Genomic DNA, 14,185 nt, shown 5'->3' with positions numbered 1-14,185 from the left:
CTCCTTAGAACCCAACCTGATCGCCGCCCTTGAGTGCAAGCCGCACGCGCGCCTCAGCTGGGGTCGCGACCGTTAGGCCAAGGTTTTCAATAATTGATCGGATGCGCGTGACCTGCTCCGCGTTAGATCTGGCCAACTCACCTTTGCCGATGAACAGGCTGTCTTCGAGACCCACCCGAAGGTTTCCGCCGCGCAATGCGCTTTGGGTTGCAAAAGGCATTTGGTGACGGCCAGCGGCAAGGACAGACCATTCGTAGTTCTCTGCCCCGAACAGCTTGTCCGCTGTGTTGTGCATGTGGGTTAGATGGTCTGCATCCGCGCCAACTCCACCCAAGATGCCGAACACCATCTGAATGAAAAAAGGCGGTTTGATCAGGCCTTGATCCACGAACCATTTGACGTTGTAGAGATGGCCAAGATCATAGCATTCGAACTCGAACTTGGTGCCATGATCACCACCAAGTTTTTCAATGGCGTAACGAATTGTTTTGAAGGTGTTGGGAAAGATGAAGTCCTCTGTCATCTCCAGGAATGGCTGTTCCCATTCGTGCTGAAACTCGGTGTATTTCTGCAGCATCGGAAAGATGCCAAAGTTCATAGAACCCATGTTGAGAGATGCCATCTCTGGGCTAGTCGAAGTTGCGGCCAGCAGGCGCTCATCCATCGACATACCCAAACCGCCGCCGGTAGAGACATTCATCACCACATCAGTGGACTGTTTGATCACAGGCAGGAACTGCTGAAATAGCTCGGGTCGGGGGTCGGGTTTGCCGGTCTCTGGATGCCGTGCGTGCAAGTGAATGATCGACGCGCCGGCTTGTGCCGCTTCAATACTTGCTGTCGCGATCTCGGCAGGCGTAATCGGCAGATGTGGTGACATCGACGGCGTATGGATGCCTCCTGTGGGTGCGCAGGTGATGATGACGGATTTGGGCATCAGAGCTTCATCTGCTGCACTTGTGCAGACAGCCCCCCGTCCAGAACCCACAACTGGCCAGAGGCATACCGTGCTTCGTCGGAAGCAAGCCAGTTAACCAGGTTTGCAATGTCCTGTGGCGTCCCGTAGGTGCGCGTCGGATGAACATCGCGCACGGCCTGTTGCAGCGTTTCAATATTGCCGCCGGCGCCACCAGATCCATCTCCGTTGAAGAAGCTCTGCAGCATTGGGGTATCGATATAGCCGGGGCAGATGGCGTTTACGCGGATACCTTCGGGGCCATGATCGCAAGCCATTGCGCGGGTCAAAGCGTGTACTGCACCTTTGGTTGCGCAATAGGCCGCAAGGCCCGGATCAGCGATGAACCCATCGTAGGAGCCAAAATTGATGAGGCTTGCGCTATTCCCTGTCTTCGCCGCTTCGCGCATCAATGGGATGGCGTATTTCGAGGTCAGGAACGTGCCTGTAGAATTCACGGCAAAGCTTTGGTTCCATTCCTCCAGCGTGGTCTCTTCAACGGTTTTTTCGATCTCGATCCCGGCCGCGTTTACTAGGATGTCCAACTTTCCGTGTGTGGCGCGCACATGATCCATCGCCGCAACCGAGTCTGCCTCTTGAGTCACATCCAGCTTAACAAAATGACTGCCATCTTCGTCGTGCTGGTCTAACGATCCTTCCGGTGTGAGGTCTGCGGCAAATACTGTTGCCCCTTCTTTTAGGAACCGCGCGACAATTGCACGCCCGATGCCACCGCGCGCGCCGGTCACAAGGGCAATTTTTCCGTTCAGCATCATTGGCTTCAATCCTTCAAAGGCGGATAGCGGTAGCGACTAGCGGCCACCGTCCAATCCAAGTTGTTGCGGACATACTGCTGACTTGCATCAGATGGTGGGTTGTAATCCCATGACTCGCTGGCACCTGCTTCCATCGCGGCATGTAACGCGCGGCGTGATCTCTGCGTGGCGATAATCTTTTTTCGCAATTCACTACCGTCCCACCGTTCCGCGACTTCGGCTGCAAAGCGGGCTGCCGGGTCAGCATAGTCAGGGTCTGTGGCAACATTTTTTGTTTCCAGCGGGTCGGCGTTTAGATCGTAGAGCTGCGGCGGATCGCTGTCGCAATAAATGTATTTTAAAGGGCCGCGCCGGATCATGATTACGGGATAGCCCGTCATCTCGGCACAATACTCACCGATGGCTTCATCAACTGGGTCGTATTCGCCACGGGCCAAAGGCATTAGACTGCGGCCGTCGATCGGTTCTCCGATCATTGTCTCGTTACCGCCGCCAATATCGATAAAGGTCGGCAGCAAATCGACCAGCGACACTGCATTCTGCGTTGTCCCCACTGCAACGCCCGGCCCGGCCATGACCAGTGGAACGCGCGCAGAGTGTTCAAAGAAATTCATTTTATACCACAGCCCACGTTCTCCCAGCATGTCGCCGTGATCCGCAGTTACAAACACTATGGTATTGTCCAACTCGCCCGTCTCTTCGAGGGTCTGAATCAGCTCCCCGATCTTGCTGTCGAAGTAGCTGACATTGGCCAGATAAGCATGACGCGCGCGACGGATTTCTTCATCACTGAGCGGCACATATGATGCTTCGATCCCATCCATCAATCGACGCGAGAACGGGTCCTGATCCTCTGTCGCGGGTGTAAAGGACGGCATGTCGATCTCATCGTCCAAATAGAGATTCCACCATTCGGGCCTCGCAACGTAAGGATCATGCGGGTGAATGAAGCTTACCACCATCGCAAAGGGCGCATCGTTCCCACGTGCTTTGTCTCGGGCAACATCGAAGAGCCAGCGATTGGCGGCAAAGCCAACTTCATTGTCATAGTCGATCTGGAAGGTCGCATGGGCCAAACCGCTTTCCTTGACGGTTTGCATGTTATGATACCACTTATCGATCCGCTCATCAGGCGCTTCCCAATCCGGGGTCCATGCGAAATCTGCGGGGTAGATATCGGTTGTTACCCTGTCTTCGAACCCATGCATCTGATCTGGGCCAACGAAATGCATCTTGCCTGAAAGACAGGTCCGGTAGCCTAGCGATTTAAGGTAATGCGCAAATGTTGGCACCGAGGCTCTGAACTCGGATGCATTGTCGTAAGCTGCAATGCGGCTGATGTGCTGGCCCGACATAAAGGCAAACCGTGAAGGTGCACAGAGTGGAGAATTGCAGTAAGCCGCATCAAAGCGCATGCCGCGTGCGGCTAACGCATCAAGGTGGGGTGTCTTGGCAACCTTGTGCCCGTATGCCCCAGTGAAGTGTGGTGCCAATTGGTCCGCCATGATCACAAGGATGTTTGGCCGTGTCACGCAGCACCTTTTGCGTAAGCATCCAGGACTAGGCCATGGAAGTGATGTACGGCGTGCTCGGACTTGCCGGAACCATCCGGGTCATTGACGATCCGACCTTGGGTGAACGCAGGTGTGTTCATCCCGCGCTGCACACTTTCGACAAGGCTGATATCTTCGACCTGAAGAACTTCATCCAGATAACGAATTGCGTCCAACTCCATCGCGTCGGGTTCCGGCGTCTCAAGGAAGAAGTCGTAAGTTTCAAGCGTCCGATCTGGCCCAACGGGGATGATGTTCAACACGATCATGCTTGATCGCCCCGGATACCGCATCAGGCAGGTCGTCGGATAGAGCCACCAAACCGCATGGGTTTTCACGGTGGCATTCGACACGTCATATGCGGAATTCGGACTTGTGCCCGCGTCAGCCATATGGCTGGAGTAAATGCCGTAGGTCGTAACCTTGTAGGTATCCATATCCACGAGGTCACAAAAATCTTTGTGCGCTGTAGGACAGTGATAGCACTCTAGGAAGTTGTCCACGACGTTCTTCCAGTTGGATTTGATGTCATAGGTCAGACGATGGCCAAAAGTGAGTTGATCCACATCCGGTGCCCAATGGCGCACTTCGGTTTCCAAGTTGCCGGATTGTTCTGACAAAGAAGCTGCCATCGGATCCAAATTGACGAAAACAAAGCCGCAAAATTCCTCGACCTGCACTGCATCGAGACAAATCTCGTCTTTCCTGAAATCTTCGAGGTTTTCGGTATGTGGTGCGCGGGCCAATTGCCCGTCAAGTTTATAGACCCAAGCATGATAGGGGCACATGATCCGCGTTGTATTGCCTTCGCCCGACAGCAATTCATGCGCACGGTGTTTGCAGACATTATAAAAGGCACGAAGCTTACCCTCTTTGTCACGCACAACGGCAATGGGTTGGCCGGCAATATCCACTGTTACATAAGATCCCGGCTCACGTGTTTTCTCAACATGACATACCCATTGCCAAGTTTTGGAGAAGATGGCGCAAAGGTCTGCGTCAAACCACTTGCGCTCGGTGTAGGCAGCAGCCTGCAATGAGCTGGAGCGCGATGGATCAGCATGATAGCCAAAGAAAATTGTATCTGTATCAGTCATGATTGCGTCTCCGATGTTAGGTTAAATCTATTTCAAATTGGATTCGGAGCTATGTTTAATCAGCCGCCAGTTTGATTATTTTCGCCAAGTATTCGGCATTTGGGGACACCGTAGTAATCCATCAAGCATTGCATTTAGTTGATAAGCGAATGCTGGGTCCTTGCCTGCACCTGTTCAGCGGTCATTCGTGCACATTGCAGCAATCGGCAAAATGGGCTCAAAGCAGCCAATTCGTAACCAACTAGCTGAATGATTGCCGCTTAACACTGCGTACATAATCAATCGTAAACTCCGAGTATCCGTCCGAAGTCGATCTCAGATGTTCCCGTGTCCAATGATGCAACGCGGGCAACTGATGGAACGGCACATTCGGAAATGCGTGGTGCTCTGCGTGGAAGGGCATATTCCAGGCCACAAAACGCACGATCCGGTTGGTGAACGTGGTGCGCGAGTTCTCGAGCATGTTGGCGACTGGCGGACACAGGCCGTGTTCCGCCAGTAGATAGAGGGGCAGGAATGGCTGCCCCAGCAGAACCGGTAAAATCCAAAGCCAGAAGAGCAGCGGCGACAGGAGCAGGCTTAGGGCTGCGGCCGCGTAGAGTATCAACAGCAGACGTGCCTCAGCCCGCATGGCGGTGTGTTGGCGCGCAGGTAGGTACGGGGCGTCGATGCGACCAAAGGCGTTTTGGAACAGGACAAGTGCCATGCCTTTCCAGTAAGGCCAGCCAGACAGGTAGGTCAGCAGGCTCAGCCGGTCCTGCGGTCGTGGCTTACCGCCAAGCTCGGGGTCTTTCTTAGGGTGGTTCGTCCATTTGTGGTGCGCAAGGTGAAAATACCGAAACCACGTAAAGGGCAGGGCGATCGGGACTGAAACAAGATGCCCCACAGCGTCGTTCAGCCAGCCGGTCTTGAATGGGGTCTTATGGGTGCATTCATGGCTGAGCGTGAACAGAAACACCATCAAGACACCCTGTGGCAGGATCAGGAGCGGCCAGAGAGGGACCCGCCACGCGATACCCGCGCTGGTGGCGGACAGTAACACCAGATAGCCCAGAAGATGACGCAGACCTGCTGAGTCCGAGCGCCGTTGTAGCTGATCTTTGGCCGCGGGTGGCAGCGATGCTATGAGGGCGCGGTGATCCATGCATCATCCGCGCGCTATGTCGAACCCTGGCTCGGCCAATTCGAACCCGTCAAACTGGAACCCGGGCGAAACAGTGCAACTGACCAACGTATAGTCTCCGGTGGTGCGCGCCGCTTGCCAGTGGTTTTCGGGCACGATTAATTGCGGTGCGCCCTTTGAAAGGTCGGGGCCTAGGATGTGATCGGTGGCTGGACCGTCATTGGTTGCACTCAGCGACAGGATCAGCGGAGCACCAGAGTGGTAGAGCCAGATTTCGGTCGCGTCCACGCGGTGCCAGTGGCTGCTTTCACCAGCGGCCAACAGGAAGTAGATGCAGGTGCCGGTGGCGCGGCCCGCGTTATCCGCGCGCCAGGTTTCGCGAAACCAGCCACCTTCGGGGTGTTGTTCCAGTTTCAGGTGGTCGATGATCTCTAGTGCGGTCATGGGGCCTCTTGCCTTTTGCGATGATTATGCACGGGAAGGTGCGATCCGCTATGGTATTCGTCTACGCAAGGAATATGTTTGCCGCATGACCCTGACCATCCCGTTTGACAACAGCTACGCCCGCCTTCCCAACAGCTTTTATGCGCGGCAGGCACCTATACCTGTGCGTGCCCCACGCCTGATCGCATTCAACTCGGAATTGGCGAAGGTATTGAAGGTCACACCGGGGGAGGTAGAGGAGATGGCCGAAGCCTTCGCCGGCAACACGCTGCCCGAAGGCGCAGAGCCGATTGCGCAGCTTTACTCGGGACATCAGTTCGGCAACTACAACCCGCAGCTTGGCGACGGCCGCGCTGTACTGCTGGGCGAAACGATCGGGAAAGATGGTCTTCGTCGGGATATCCAGCTCAAAGGGTCCGGACCGACCCCGTTCAGCCGTCAGGGGGATGGCCGCGCTTGGCTGGGACCCGTGCTGCGGGAATACGTGGTGTCCGAGGCAATGCATGCGCTGGGCATCCCGACAACCCGTGCGCTGGCCGCTGTTGAGACCGGAGAGGTCGTTCTGCGCGAGGGGCCGATGCCCGGTGCGGTTCTGACCCGTGTGGCGAAAAGTCATCTGCGGGTCGGGACATTCCAGGTTTTCGCCGCACGTGGCCAACTGGACAGCCTGCGCCGCCTGACGGAATACGCCATTGATCGTCACTACCCGGATGCGGACGGTCCGATGGGCCTGTTGCGTGGAGTGGTTGAAACACAATCGCGGCTGATCGCGGCATGGATGAGCGTAGGATTTATCCATGGGGTGATGAACACCGACAATTGCTCAATCGCGGGCGAGACCATCGACTATGGACCTTGCGCCTTTATGGACAGCTATCATCCGAACACGGTCTACAGCTCGATTGACCGGATGGGGCGCTATGCTTTTTCCAACCAGCCCGACATTGCCATTTGGAACGTGGCACAACTGGCGACGGCACTGATTCAGCAGATGGAAGACAAGGACGCTGCCGTTGAAGAGGCGACCGAGATCGTACACGCCATGCCTGCGCAACTGCAGGAGAACTGGTTGAAGCGGTTCCGCGCCAAGATCGGTTTGGTGACCGAGGAAGAGGGCGATCTGGAGCTGATCTCGGACCTGCTGACACGCATGGCGCAGAATCAGGCGGATTTTACCAACACCTTCCGTGCGCTGGGCGATGATGCCGCACGTGATCAGTTCACCGATCCCACGGCGTACGACACCTGGTCCGAAGGGTGGAACGCGCGTCTGGGGCGTGAGCAGGACCCATCCGCCGTAGTGTCCGCCGCAAACCCGGCGTTCATTCCGCGCAATCACCGTGTTGAGCAGATGATCCAGTCTGCCGTTCAGGGCGACTATGCGCCGTTCCAAAGGCTGAACGCTGTGTTGGCGCGGCCTTATGAGGAACAGCCTGATGCGGATGATCTGAAGCGTCCGCCGACCGACAGCGAAGTGGTGCACGCCACGTTCTGTGGAACCTGAGGTTCGACCGCTCAGGCCTCATCACGATAGGGATTGATCTCATCCGGCCAGCGCCGCGCATATTGCGAGATCATCAGGTAGACATCCGCCCCGTCGATTGCCTTGCGCGCATCGCGGACCATGCGCAGGTTCAGGGTGTCGACGTCTTCGGCCGTGATCGCGCGCAGCGGGTTGTAGTAGACGGTGATCAGAATGGTCCGACCTTGCTTGGTTACGGACATGTCCCGCAATACGCCACCGTCCTCTGCGATTGCCGGGCGCAAGGCACGACGGGCAGCAGCAAGAAGTTCTGGGCTGGCGGTGGCGTTTGCCAACTCTCCCAGCCCGCCGCGGAAGTCGCGCAGATATGATCCGATGGCTAGGATGCACAGGAACAATACGATGATTGAGTCGCCGACGGGTGCGATCGCCGATAGGGCACCATCCCGGAACAGGTATATTGCACCAAGGCCAATTGCTGCAGCAGCGGTGAACAGGCCATCGAACAGTGCCGCCTTGGATTCCAACCGCAGGATTGCACTGGCCTTCCCGGTCTTCCGCCAAGTGAAATAGTGAAACGCCCATAACAGCACGCAGGTAAGGCCGATGGCAGCGAAGTAGATGAACATCGGCCCAAATATCAGCGGTTCAGGCATCATGCCGTTGTAGTAGCTGTAGATGTTTTTAGTCGCGTTCGAGATGGCGAACAGCACCAGTCCTAACAGAGACAGAGAGCGGAAGGTGGAAAAGATCGCCTCATCCGCTGCATAGCCAAAGGGGCGGCGTTTGTCGGGGCCTGCATCAATCTTCAGGCTAATACGGCGACCAAGGAATGCCGATCCAAAGCCGACCAGCGAATACAGGCCGTCCATCATGATCGCGTTGGAGTTCGACAGGATCCCGGCCAGTATACCCGCCGCGCCCATGAAAAGGTTGCCGCCCATGGCAATGATGAGCGCGCGCCCCTCAAGCTGTTTTCTACGTTCCGCGTTTGGCGTCGACATCTGGTAACGTCCTGATAGGGCAACAAACTCGGCAACAGATAAACACTCGAAAGGGATAGGCCAACAGTAGCTTTGAAGGTCAAAGCGGTTCGTTGCCTAGTCCCGCATGATTTCTAGCACTGCGGCACTGACAATCAGGATGGCGCCTAAAAGCTCGCGCAAACCGAACGGCTCGCCTGAGAACGCGGCGGCCGAGGCCAGGCCGACGACCACCTCGCTCATAAGCAGGATGCCGACGCGGGCAGGGGACAGTTTGGTTGCGGGCCAGATTGTCATGAACACCATGGGTAAGGTGTAGAAGGCCGATAGCAGCACGAACTGAAGGGTCCAAAGAAGATCCGCCTGCACAATTGTCGGCAACACAGGTTCGGGCAGGACCGTGAGGCTGACCAGAGAAAGGATCAGCGCGCCTGCGACAAAGGCAAAGACCTGACCCGAGGCTGAGATCTTGCTGGTTCGGTACAGCCCCAACGTACCCAGCGCCCAGCACATGCCAGAGGCCAACGCCATCCAGTCGCCGCTGTTTTGGGGCAGCGGAACACCGCCTGAGTCGCCTAACACGACGAACAGGCCACCGACTCCGCAAGTAAGACCTGCAAGCCGCCCCAGACTCAGGCGTTCGCCCAGGAACACGCGGCCCAGAATCGTGCCCCAGATCGGTGTGAGGTAGAACAAAAGGATCGACCGCACCACATCCGTATAGACAAGGCTGATGGAATAAAGACTGAAGGCCGCGCCGGTGAACATTCCGCTGAACACCAGATCGCGCCATTGCAGGGCCAGCGTCCCTCTCTCTTTCCAGATGAAGGGAACCAGGCCCAGCAGCGCAACGCTATACATCGCAATACCCGGCCAGGGCCCGGTCAGGCCCCGGTCAAAGAGAAACCGAACGGGGATCCAATAGAGACCCCACATCATGCCACCGATCACCAGAACGATGCTTGCCCAGGTGCGGTTGTTCGAGGGTGTGTTGCTGGAAACCACTTCAGGCCTCAATTGGACGCGTTCCACGGGGATAGAGTATCGGCACCCCGTTGATCAAGCGCAGCATTCCTGATCTCGCGATCTGCCGAATTTTCGGGCAAATGGTCAGGATAATCAGCGTTAATTTATCGACCTTAGAAAGACTGGGGTTGCACCCCGCAACCAGCATGGCACTTTGGGAGTCGACCATTTGATCGGAACCCTATGTCGCCTCATTCAATCCTGCGGATTGCAAGCTATAACATCCAGAAATGCGTGGGCTTGGATTTTCGCCGCCAACCGCAGCGCATCATGCAGGTCATTGAAGGCATGCAGGCTGATATTGTGGTGCTGCAAGAGGCCGACAAAAGGCTGCCGCCGCGACCCGCGGCCTTACCGCATTTCATGTTGGATGAAGCCGGTTGGCAGATTGTCGATCTGGGGGGCGCAGGCAGCTTGGGCTGGCACGGCAACGCCGTCATCTGGCGCGGAGACAAAATCGACGTGCGCAAGACCGGTCACCATGATTTGCCTGGGTTGGAACCCCGCGGTGCCGTGCGGGTAGAGTTCGATACCCAGATCGGGCCGCTTCGGGTGATGGGGATGCATCTGGGCCTTCTGCCCGCTTCTCGGCGGCAGCAGATTCACCAGCTCCGGCGCTGCGATGAGGATCTGGATCAGATGCCTACCGTATGGGCCGGAGATTTCAACGAGTGGTCGCGCCAGCCAGTGCTCGATCATCTTGCACCCGACATGCGATTTTTACCCCCGGTTCCCAGTTTCCCGGCTGCACAGCCTCTGGGCGCACTGGATCGGATCGCGCTGGGCGCTGGGCTTGAGGCCGTTGTGCATGGCGTCCACAAAGCGCGGCCTGCGCATATCGCATCAGATCACCTGCCGATCTGGGCTGATCTTCGCCGGGTCGCTTAGGCGCAATTCCCCTGTGGCGCCAGCGGCGCAGACGTATTAAGACAGAAACCCGAACTACTCTGAGGGTCACTATGTCCGACACGATCATCGCCCGTTGCGAAGCCAAAGGTTTGCGCATGACGGGTCAGCGCCGCACGATTGCTCAGGTGTTGCAGCAAAGCGATGACCATCCGGATGTAGAAGAGCTGTATGCGCGCGCCTCAAAAGTGGATTCGGGTATCTCGATTGCCACGGTCTATCGCACCGTAAAGCTGTTCGAAGAGGCAGGGATTCTGGAGCGGTTGGAATTCGGTGATGGACGCGCCCGCTATGAAGATGCCGAGAGAGACCACCACGACCACCTGATCGACATGCAGTCGGGGGAAGTGATCGAATTTGTCGACCCCGAGATCGAGGCCCTGCAGGAAAAGATCGCAGCCAAGCTTGGGTACAAGCTGAAAGGGCACCGGCTGGAACTGTACGGCGTGCCGCTGGAACAAGACTGATTCATCACGAAACGCGATTGGTTGCCGCACGGCAATTCATCAATCATGTCGCAATATGGCTTGCGACGTCGCGCATGTTCCGGTTTTGGTGACTCAAGGGCGCAGATTTGCCAGCCCATCCCAACGGACACGCGCATGAACAACGTACACGGCATCTTGCTGATCATCGGATCGATGGCGGCCTTCGCGCTTGAGGACATGTTCATCAAGCATCTGTCGGTCACTGTCCCTACGGGCCAGATCATGATCGCATTGGGGTTGGTATGTGGACTGGTCTTCGTCGCGATGTCGTTGGCCACGCGCAAACGCATCCTAGATCCGGTGGCGTGGCAAGGCCTGCCGCTGGCGCGGGCAGCGACAGAAGCGGTTGGTGCCCTGACCTTTGTCACTGCGTTGTCTCTGGTCGAGTTGTCTACGGTTGCCGCCGTATTTCAGGCCATGCCGCTGGCCGTGACCATGGGCGCCGCGCTGTTTCTGGGCGAGCAAGTCGGTTGGCGACGTTGGAGCGCCATCGGGATCGGCTTTATCGGTGTCCTGATGATTATTCGTCCGGGTCTGGAGGGGTTCCAGCCCGAGTCGCTGTTCGTGGTGGCGACCGTTATTGCGATCGCCGCACGTGATCTGATCACACGCAAGCTGGACGTCCGTGTGGCCTCGTCCGTTGTTGCCATGCAGGCGTATATCGCCGTTGCCCTTGCCGGGGTGGTTCTGATGGTATTTTTGGCTCAGCCCATTGTCCCGCTGCAGAACGCCCAGATTGGTCCGTATCTGGGGGCAATCGGCTTTGGCGTCCTGGGATATTACGGCATCGTGACGGCCATGCGGATCGGTGAGGCCTCGGCCCTGACACCTTTCCGGTACAGCCGGCTCGTGTTTTCCATCGCGGCAGGGATGTTGATGTTTGGCGAACGGCCTGATTTGATGACTGTGGCCGGTGCCGCGTTGATCCTCGGCTCTGGCATGTACACCTTTGTTCGCGAACGCAGGTTGGCGCGTGACATGGTGGTTGCAGCCTGACGGATCGTCGCACGTTGGCGCAAACACGTGGCTGTTAGCCCTAAACGCCCATGAATATGCCCGTTAGCGATAACATCGCTGGTTTACTTTTGGCCCGGTAATGTTATGAGGCATGCAACCAAATGCAGCCATAGGGACGGGCCTCATGAGCACCATCATCGACATCCACGCACGCGAAATCCTGGACAGCCGGGGCAACCCAACCGTCGAAGTGGACGTGATTCTGGAAGACGGCACCATGGGCCGTGCTGCTGTGCCTTCGGGTGCGTCAACCGGTGCGTATGAGGCGGTGGAAAAGCGTGACGGTGATAAATCCCGCTATATGGGCAAGGGTGTGCTTGAAGCTGTCGCCGCTGTGAACGGTGAGATCGCCGAAGAACTGGTCGGCTATGACGCGACCGAACAGGTGGCCATCGACGGTGCGATGATCGAACTGGACGGGACCGAGAACAAGAGCCGTCTGGGCGCTAACGCCATTTTGGGGGTCTCATTGGCCACGGCAAAGGCCGCAGCGGATTTCACGACGCAACCTTTGTACCGTTATGTCGGCGGCACCTCGGCCCGTGTATTGCCGGTTCCGATGATGAACATCATCAACGGTGGTGAGCATGCCGACAACCCGATCGACATTCAGGAATTCATGATCATGCCGACCTCGGCCGCGAATATCCGCGAAGCCGTGCGCATGGGCTCCGAGGTGTTCCACACGCTGAAACGTGAGTTGTCGGCGGCTGGTCTGGCCACCGGTGTTGGCGACGAGGGCGGCTTTGCCCCCAATATCGCATCGACCCGCGAAGCACTGGATTTCATCCTGCAGTCCATTGAAAAGGCAGGCTACAAGCCGGGTGAGGAAATCCATCTGGCGCTGGATTGCGCGGCGACCGAATACTTCAAAGATGGCAAATATGTCCTGTCGGGCGAGAACATCTCGCTGACGTCTGAGGAAAACGCCGAGTATCTGGCGGCTCTGGTCAAAGACTATCCGATCATATCGATCGAAGACGGTATGTCCGAGGATGACTGGGACGGCTGGAAAGCCCTGACCGACGCCATAGGCGATAAAGTCCAACTGGTGGGGGACGACCTGTTTGTAACCAACCCGGCGCGTCTGGCCGAAGGGATCGAGCGTGGCTGCGCCAACTCGATGCTGGTCAAGGTGAACCAGATCGGATCGTTGACCGAAACGCTGCGCGCCGTCGATATGGCGCACCGCGCAGGCTACACCAACGTCATGTCGCACCGCTCTGGCGAAACCGAAGACGCGACCATCGCCGATCTGGCGGTTGCGACCAACTGCGGTCAGATCAAAACCGGCTCTCTGGCGCGGTCGGACCGGTTGGCCAAGTATAATCAGCTGATCCGTATCGAGGAATCGCTGGGTGAAGTCGCGGAATACGCAGGCGCGTCAATCCTTCGCAACTGAGATCAATAATGCTAGACTGATCCTCGTGTTTTTCGAGGATCGTGTTTTGCTTAAAGTTATCGAAGCTGAAACGCCGGACCACTTTGATGAGGTTCGGCGTTTGTGTTGGGAATATCGCGACTTCCTGCTGACGTTGGACACCAAGTCCGTGCGCGTCGTAAAAACCTTTTATCCCCGCGACGTTTATGCCCGGCTGATGGACGAGATCGAAGTCGAACACGCCCCACCGGGCGGTGGTGTACGGCTGGTACTAAAGGATGGACATGCCGTTGGGTGCGGAATGTTCCGGACAATCGGGCCGGGCATTGCCGAAATTAAACGGGTGTTTGTAAATGACGCCGCCCGAGGGACAGGGGCAGGATATGCGGTCATGATGTCCTTGATTGAACAGTGCCGAAAACAGGGGTTCGACTGTATTCGCATGGATACGGGCAAACCATTGGAATCGGCAACGCGTCTGTACCTGTCGATGGGCTTTCAACTGCGCGACGCATATTCCGAGATTCCGGAGATCGCGAAAGACACATTATTGTTTTTTGAGATGCCTTTGTCCGATGCTCAGGCGGAAAACTCGCAAATCGAGTGATTTTTTTTCAAAGTCTTTCGTGTTGTTATCGCTTGTAAAAATCAAACTTGATAGAAATACGTCTACATAAATTCAATTTTGTGTGAACTTTTACCTATTTGTCCGATCCCGGTGTCTCGTAATGTGCCTGCATTACAGAAAGGGGAACGACATGACTGGTTCGAAAATCCTTCTCGTAGCTTCAGTGATCAGCACTGTATTTTTGGCGGCCTGTGCGGGGCCGGGTACTTATCCGATCACCGGGGAGGCGGTGTCCGCAAGTGACCCGGTTTTGGCAATGGAATCGCCGACCTACATGTATCGCGGTGAAGCCCGCTAGGGCTTTCATGGGGGGACGGGCGGCGAC

The 14,185-nt window shown here is 56.7% G+C and carries 15 protein-coding genes; 7 read left to right on the top strand and 8 right to left on the bottom strand.

The annotated features are described in order from the left end of the window. Positions 1-4: 4 nt before the first annotated feature. The 6 genes from kce to AC2FI8_RS11870 form a co-directional block, all read right to left on the bottom strand. Positions 5-937 (bottom strand): 3,5-dioxohexanoate:acetyl-CoA acetone transferase, encoded by a 933-nt coding sequence (gene kce / locus AC2FI8_RS11895; RefSeq protein ID WP_480592599.1) that lies wholly within the window; start codon positions 935-937, stop codon positions 5-7. Beyond that, the gene (locus AC2FI8_RS11890) at positions 937-1,731 is read right to left on the bottom strand and encodes an SDR family oxidoreductase (RefSeq protein WP_109312332.1); all 795 of its coding nucleotides are present in this window, start codon (positions 1,729-1,731) and stop codon (positions 937-939) included. The genes kce and AC2FI8_RS11890 overlap by 1 nt, the downstream gene beginning before the upstream one ends. Before the next feature lie 5 nt (positions 1,732-1,736). Next, complete coding sequence (betC, locus tag AC2FI8_RS11885) at positions 1,737-3,263, bottom strand: choline-sulfatase (RefSeq protein ID WP_496779201.1); 1,527 nt, start codon at positions 3,261-3,263, stop codon at positions 1,737-1,739. Continuing rightward, complete coding sequence (locus AC2FI8_RS11880; RefSeq protein ID WP_496779199.1) at positions 3,260-4,381, bottom strand: aromatic ring-hydroxylating oxygenase subunit alpha; 1,122 nt, start codon at positions 4,379-4,381, stop codon at positions 3,260-3,262. Before AC2FI8_RS11880 ends, betC begins: the two co-directional genes overlap by 4 nt. Before the next feature lie 241 nt (positions 4,382-4,622). Continuing rightward, a complete protein-coding gene (locus tag AC2FI8_RS11875) occupies positions 4,623-5,525 on the bottom strand; it encodes a fatty acid desaturase (RefSeq protein ID WP_496779197.1) in 903 nt (300 codons plus the stop codon). A 3-nt stretch (positions 5,526-5,528) separates the two neighbouring features. Next, a complete protein-coding gene (locus tag AC2FI8_RS11870) occupies positions 5,529-5,948 on the bottom strand; it encodes a cupin domain-containing protein (RefSeq protein ID WP_496779195.1) in 420 nt (139 codons plus the stop codon). A gap of 85 nt (positions 5,949-6,033) precedes the next feature. Here AC2FI8_RS11870 and AC2FI8_RS11865 point away from each other — a divergent pair, with 85 nt between their 5' ends. After that, the gene (locus AC2FI8_RS11865) at positions 6,034-7,452 is read left to right on the top strand and encodes a protein adenylyltransferase SelO (protein ID WP_496779292.1); all 1,419 of its coding nucleotides are present in this window, start codon (positions 6,034-6,036) and stop codon (positions 7,450-7,452) included. Positions 7,453-7,463: 11 nt separating this feature from the next. Here AC2FI8_RS11865 and AC2FI8_RS11860 read toward each other — a convergent pair whose 3' ends face one another. After that, positions 7,464-8,435 carry a cation efflux transmembrane domain-containing protein gene (locus AC2FI8_RS11860; RefSeq protein WP_496779193.1) on the bottom strand — a complete coding sequence of 324 codons (972 nt, stop codon included), beginning with the start codon at positions 8,433-8,435 and terminating at the stop codon, positions 7,464-7,466. A gap of 96 nt (positions 8,436-8,531) precedes the next feature. After that, positions 8,532-9,419, bottom strand: coding sequence for a DMT family transporter (locus AC2FI8_RS11855; protein ID WP_496779191.1), 888 nt, complete (start codon positions 9,417-9,419; stop codon positions 8,532-8,534). Between the two features lie 204 nt (positions 9,420-9,623). On the opposite strand from AC2FI8_RS11855, the gene AC2FI8_RS11850 reads away from it, so the two are divergent. The 6 genes from AC2FI8_RS11850 to AC2FI8_RS11825 all read left to right on the top strand — a co-directional run bounded on the left by AC2FI8_RS11850 (position 9,624) and on the right by AC2FI8_RS11825 (position 14,158). After that, positions 9,624-10,328: an endonuclease/exonuclease/phosphatase family protein gene (locus AC2FI8_RS11850; RefSeq protein WP_496779189.1), complete on the top strand. Its 705-nt coding sequence runs from the start codon at positions 9,624-9,626 to the stop codon at positions 10,326-10,328. Positions 10,329-10,399: 71 nt separating this feature from the next. Then, complete coding sequence (locus tag AC2FI8_RS11845) at positions 10,400-10,813, top strand: Fur family transcriptional regulator (protein ID WP_496738406.1); 414 nt, start codon at positions 10,400-10,402, stop codon at positions 10,811-10,813. A gap of 135 nt (positions 10,814-10,948) precedes the next feature. Beyond that, positions 10,949-11,830 carry a DMT family transporter gene (locus tag AC2FI8_RS11840; protein WP_496779187.1) on the top strand — a complete coding sequence of 294 codons (882 nt, stop codon included), beginning with the start codon at positions 10,949-10,951 and terminating at the stop codon, positions 11,828-11,830. Positions 11,831-11,975: 145 nt separating this feature from the next. After that, positions 11,976-13,253, top strand: a complete 1,278-nt coding sequence (eno, locus tag AC2FI8_RS11835; protein WP_496723170.1) for a phosphopyruvate hydratase — start codon at positions 11,976-11,978, stop codon at positions 13,251-13,253. A 46-nt stretch (positions 13,254-13,299) separates the two neighbouring features. Continuing rightward, entirely contained in the window at positions 13,300-13,839 is a 540-nt protein-coding gene (locus tag AC2FI8_RS11830) for a GNAT family N-acetyltransferase (protein ID WP_496779185.1), read from the top strand. 151 nt (positions 13,840-13,990) lie between these two features. Beyond that, positions 13,991-14,158: a hypothetical protein gene (locus tag AC2FI8_RS11825; protein ID WP_199528541.1), complete on the top strand. Its 168-nt coding sequence runs from the start codon at positions 13,991-13,993 to the stop codon at positions 14,156-14,158. Positions 14,159-14,185: the final 27 nt, after the last annotated feature.

It is taken from the genome of Ruegeria sp. CDSB029, assembly GCF_059611125.1.
The sequence above is the reverse complement of the archived record's forward strand: the minus strand, read 5'-3'. Positions and strand labels throughout refer to the sequence as shown.

Excerpts from the sequence above, each read along its gene's own strand:
- kce (WP_480592599.1), bottom strand. The coding sequence starts at position 937 with ATGCCCAAATCCGTCATCATCACCTGCGCACCCACAGGAGGCATCCAT.
- AC2FI8_RS11890 (WP_109312332.1), bottom strand. The coding sequence starts at position 1,731 with ATGATGCTGAACGGAAAAATTGCCCTTGTGACCGGCGCGCGCGGTGGC.
- AC2FI8_RS11880 (WP_496779199.1), bottom strand. The coding sequence starts at position 4,381 with ATGACTGATACAGATACAATTTTCTTTGGCTATCATGCTGATCCATCG.
- AC2FI8_RS11875 (WP_496779197.1), bottom strand. The coding sequence starts at position 5,525 with ATGGATCACCGCGCCCTCATAGCATCGCTGCCACCCGCGGCCAAAGAT.
- AC2FI8_RS11870 (WP_496779195.1), bottom strand. The coding sequence starts at position 5,948 with ATGACCGCACTAGAGATCATCGACCACCTGAAACTGGAACAACACCCC.
- AC2FI8_RS11865 (WP_496779292.1), top strand. The coding sequence starts at position 6,034 with ATGACCCTGACCATCCCGTTTGACAACAGCTACGCCCGCCTTCCCAAC.
- AC2FI8_RS11860 (WP_496779193.1), bottom strand. The coding sequence starts at position 8,435 with ATGTCGACGCCAAACGCGGAACGTAGAAAACAGCTTGAGGGGCGCGCG.
- AC2FI8_RS11850 (WP_496779189.1), top strand. The coding sequence starts at position 9,624 with ATGTCGCCTCATTCAATCCTGCGGATTGCAAGCTATAACATCCAGAAA.
- AC2FI8_RS11845 (WP_496738406.1), top strand. The coding sequence starts at position 10,400 with ATGTCCGACACGATCATCGCCCGTTGCGAAGCCAAAGGTTTGCGCATG.
- AC2FI8_RS11840 (WP_496779187.1), top strand. The coding sequence starts at position 10,949 with ATGAACAACGTACACGGCATCTTGCTGATCATCGGATCGATGGCGGCC.
- eno (WP_496723170.1), top strand. The coding sequence starts at position 11,976 with ATGAGCACCATCATCGACATCCACGCACGCGAAATCCTGGACAGCCGG.
- AC2FI8_RS11825 (WP_199528541.1), top strand. The coding sequence starts at position 13,991 with ATGACTGGTTCGAAAATCCTTCTCGTAGCTTCAGTGATCAGCACTGTA.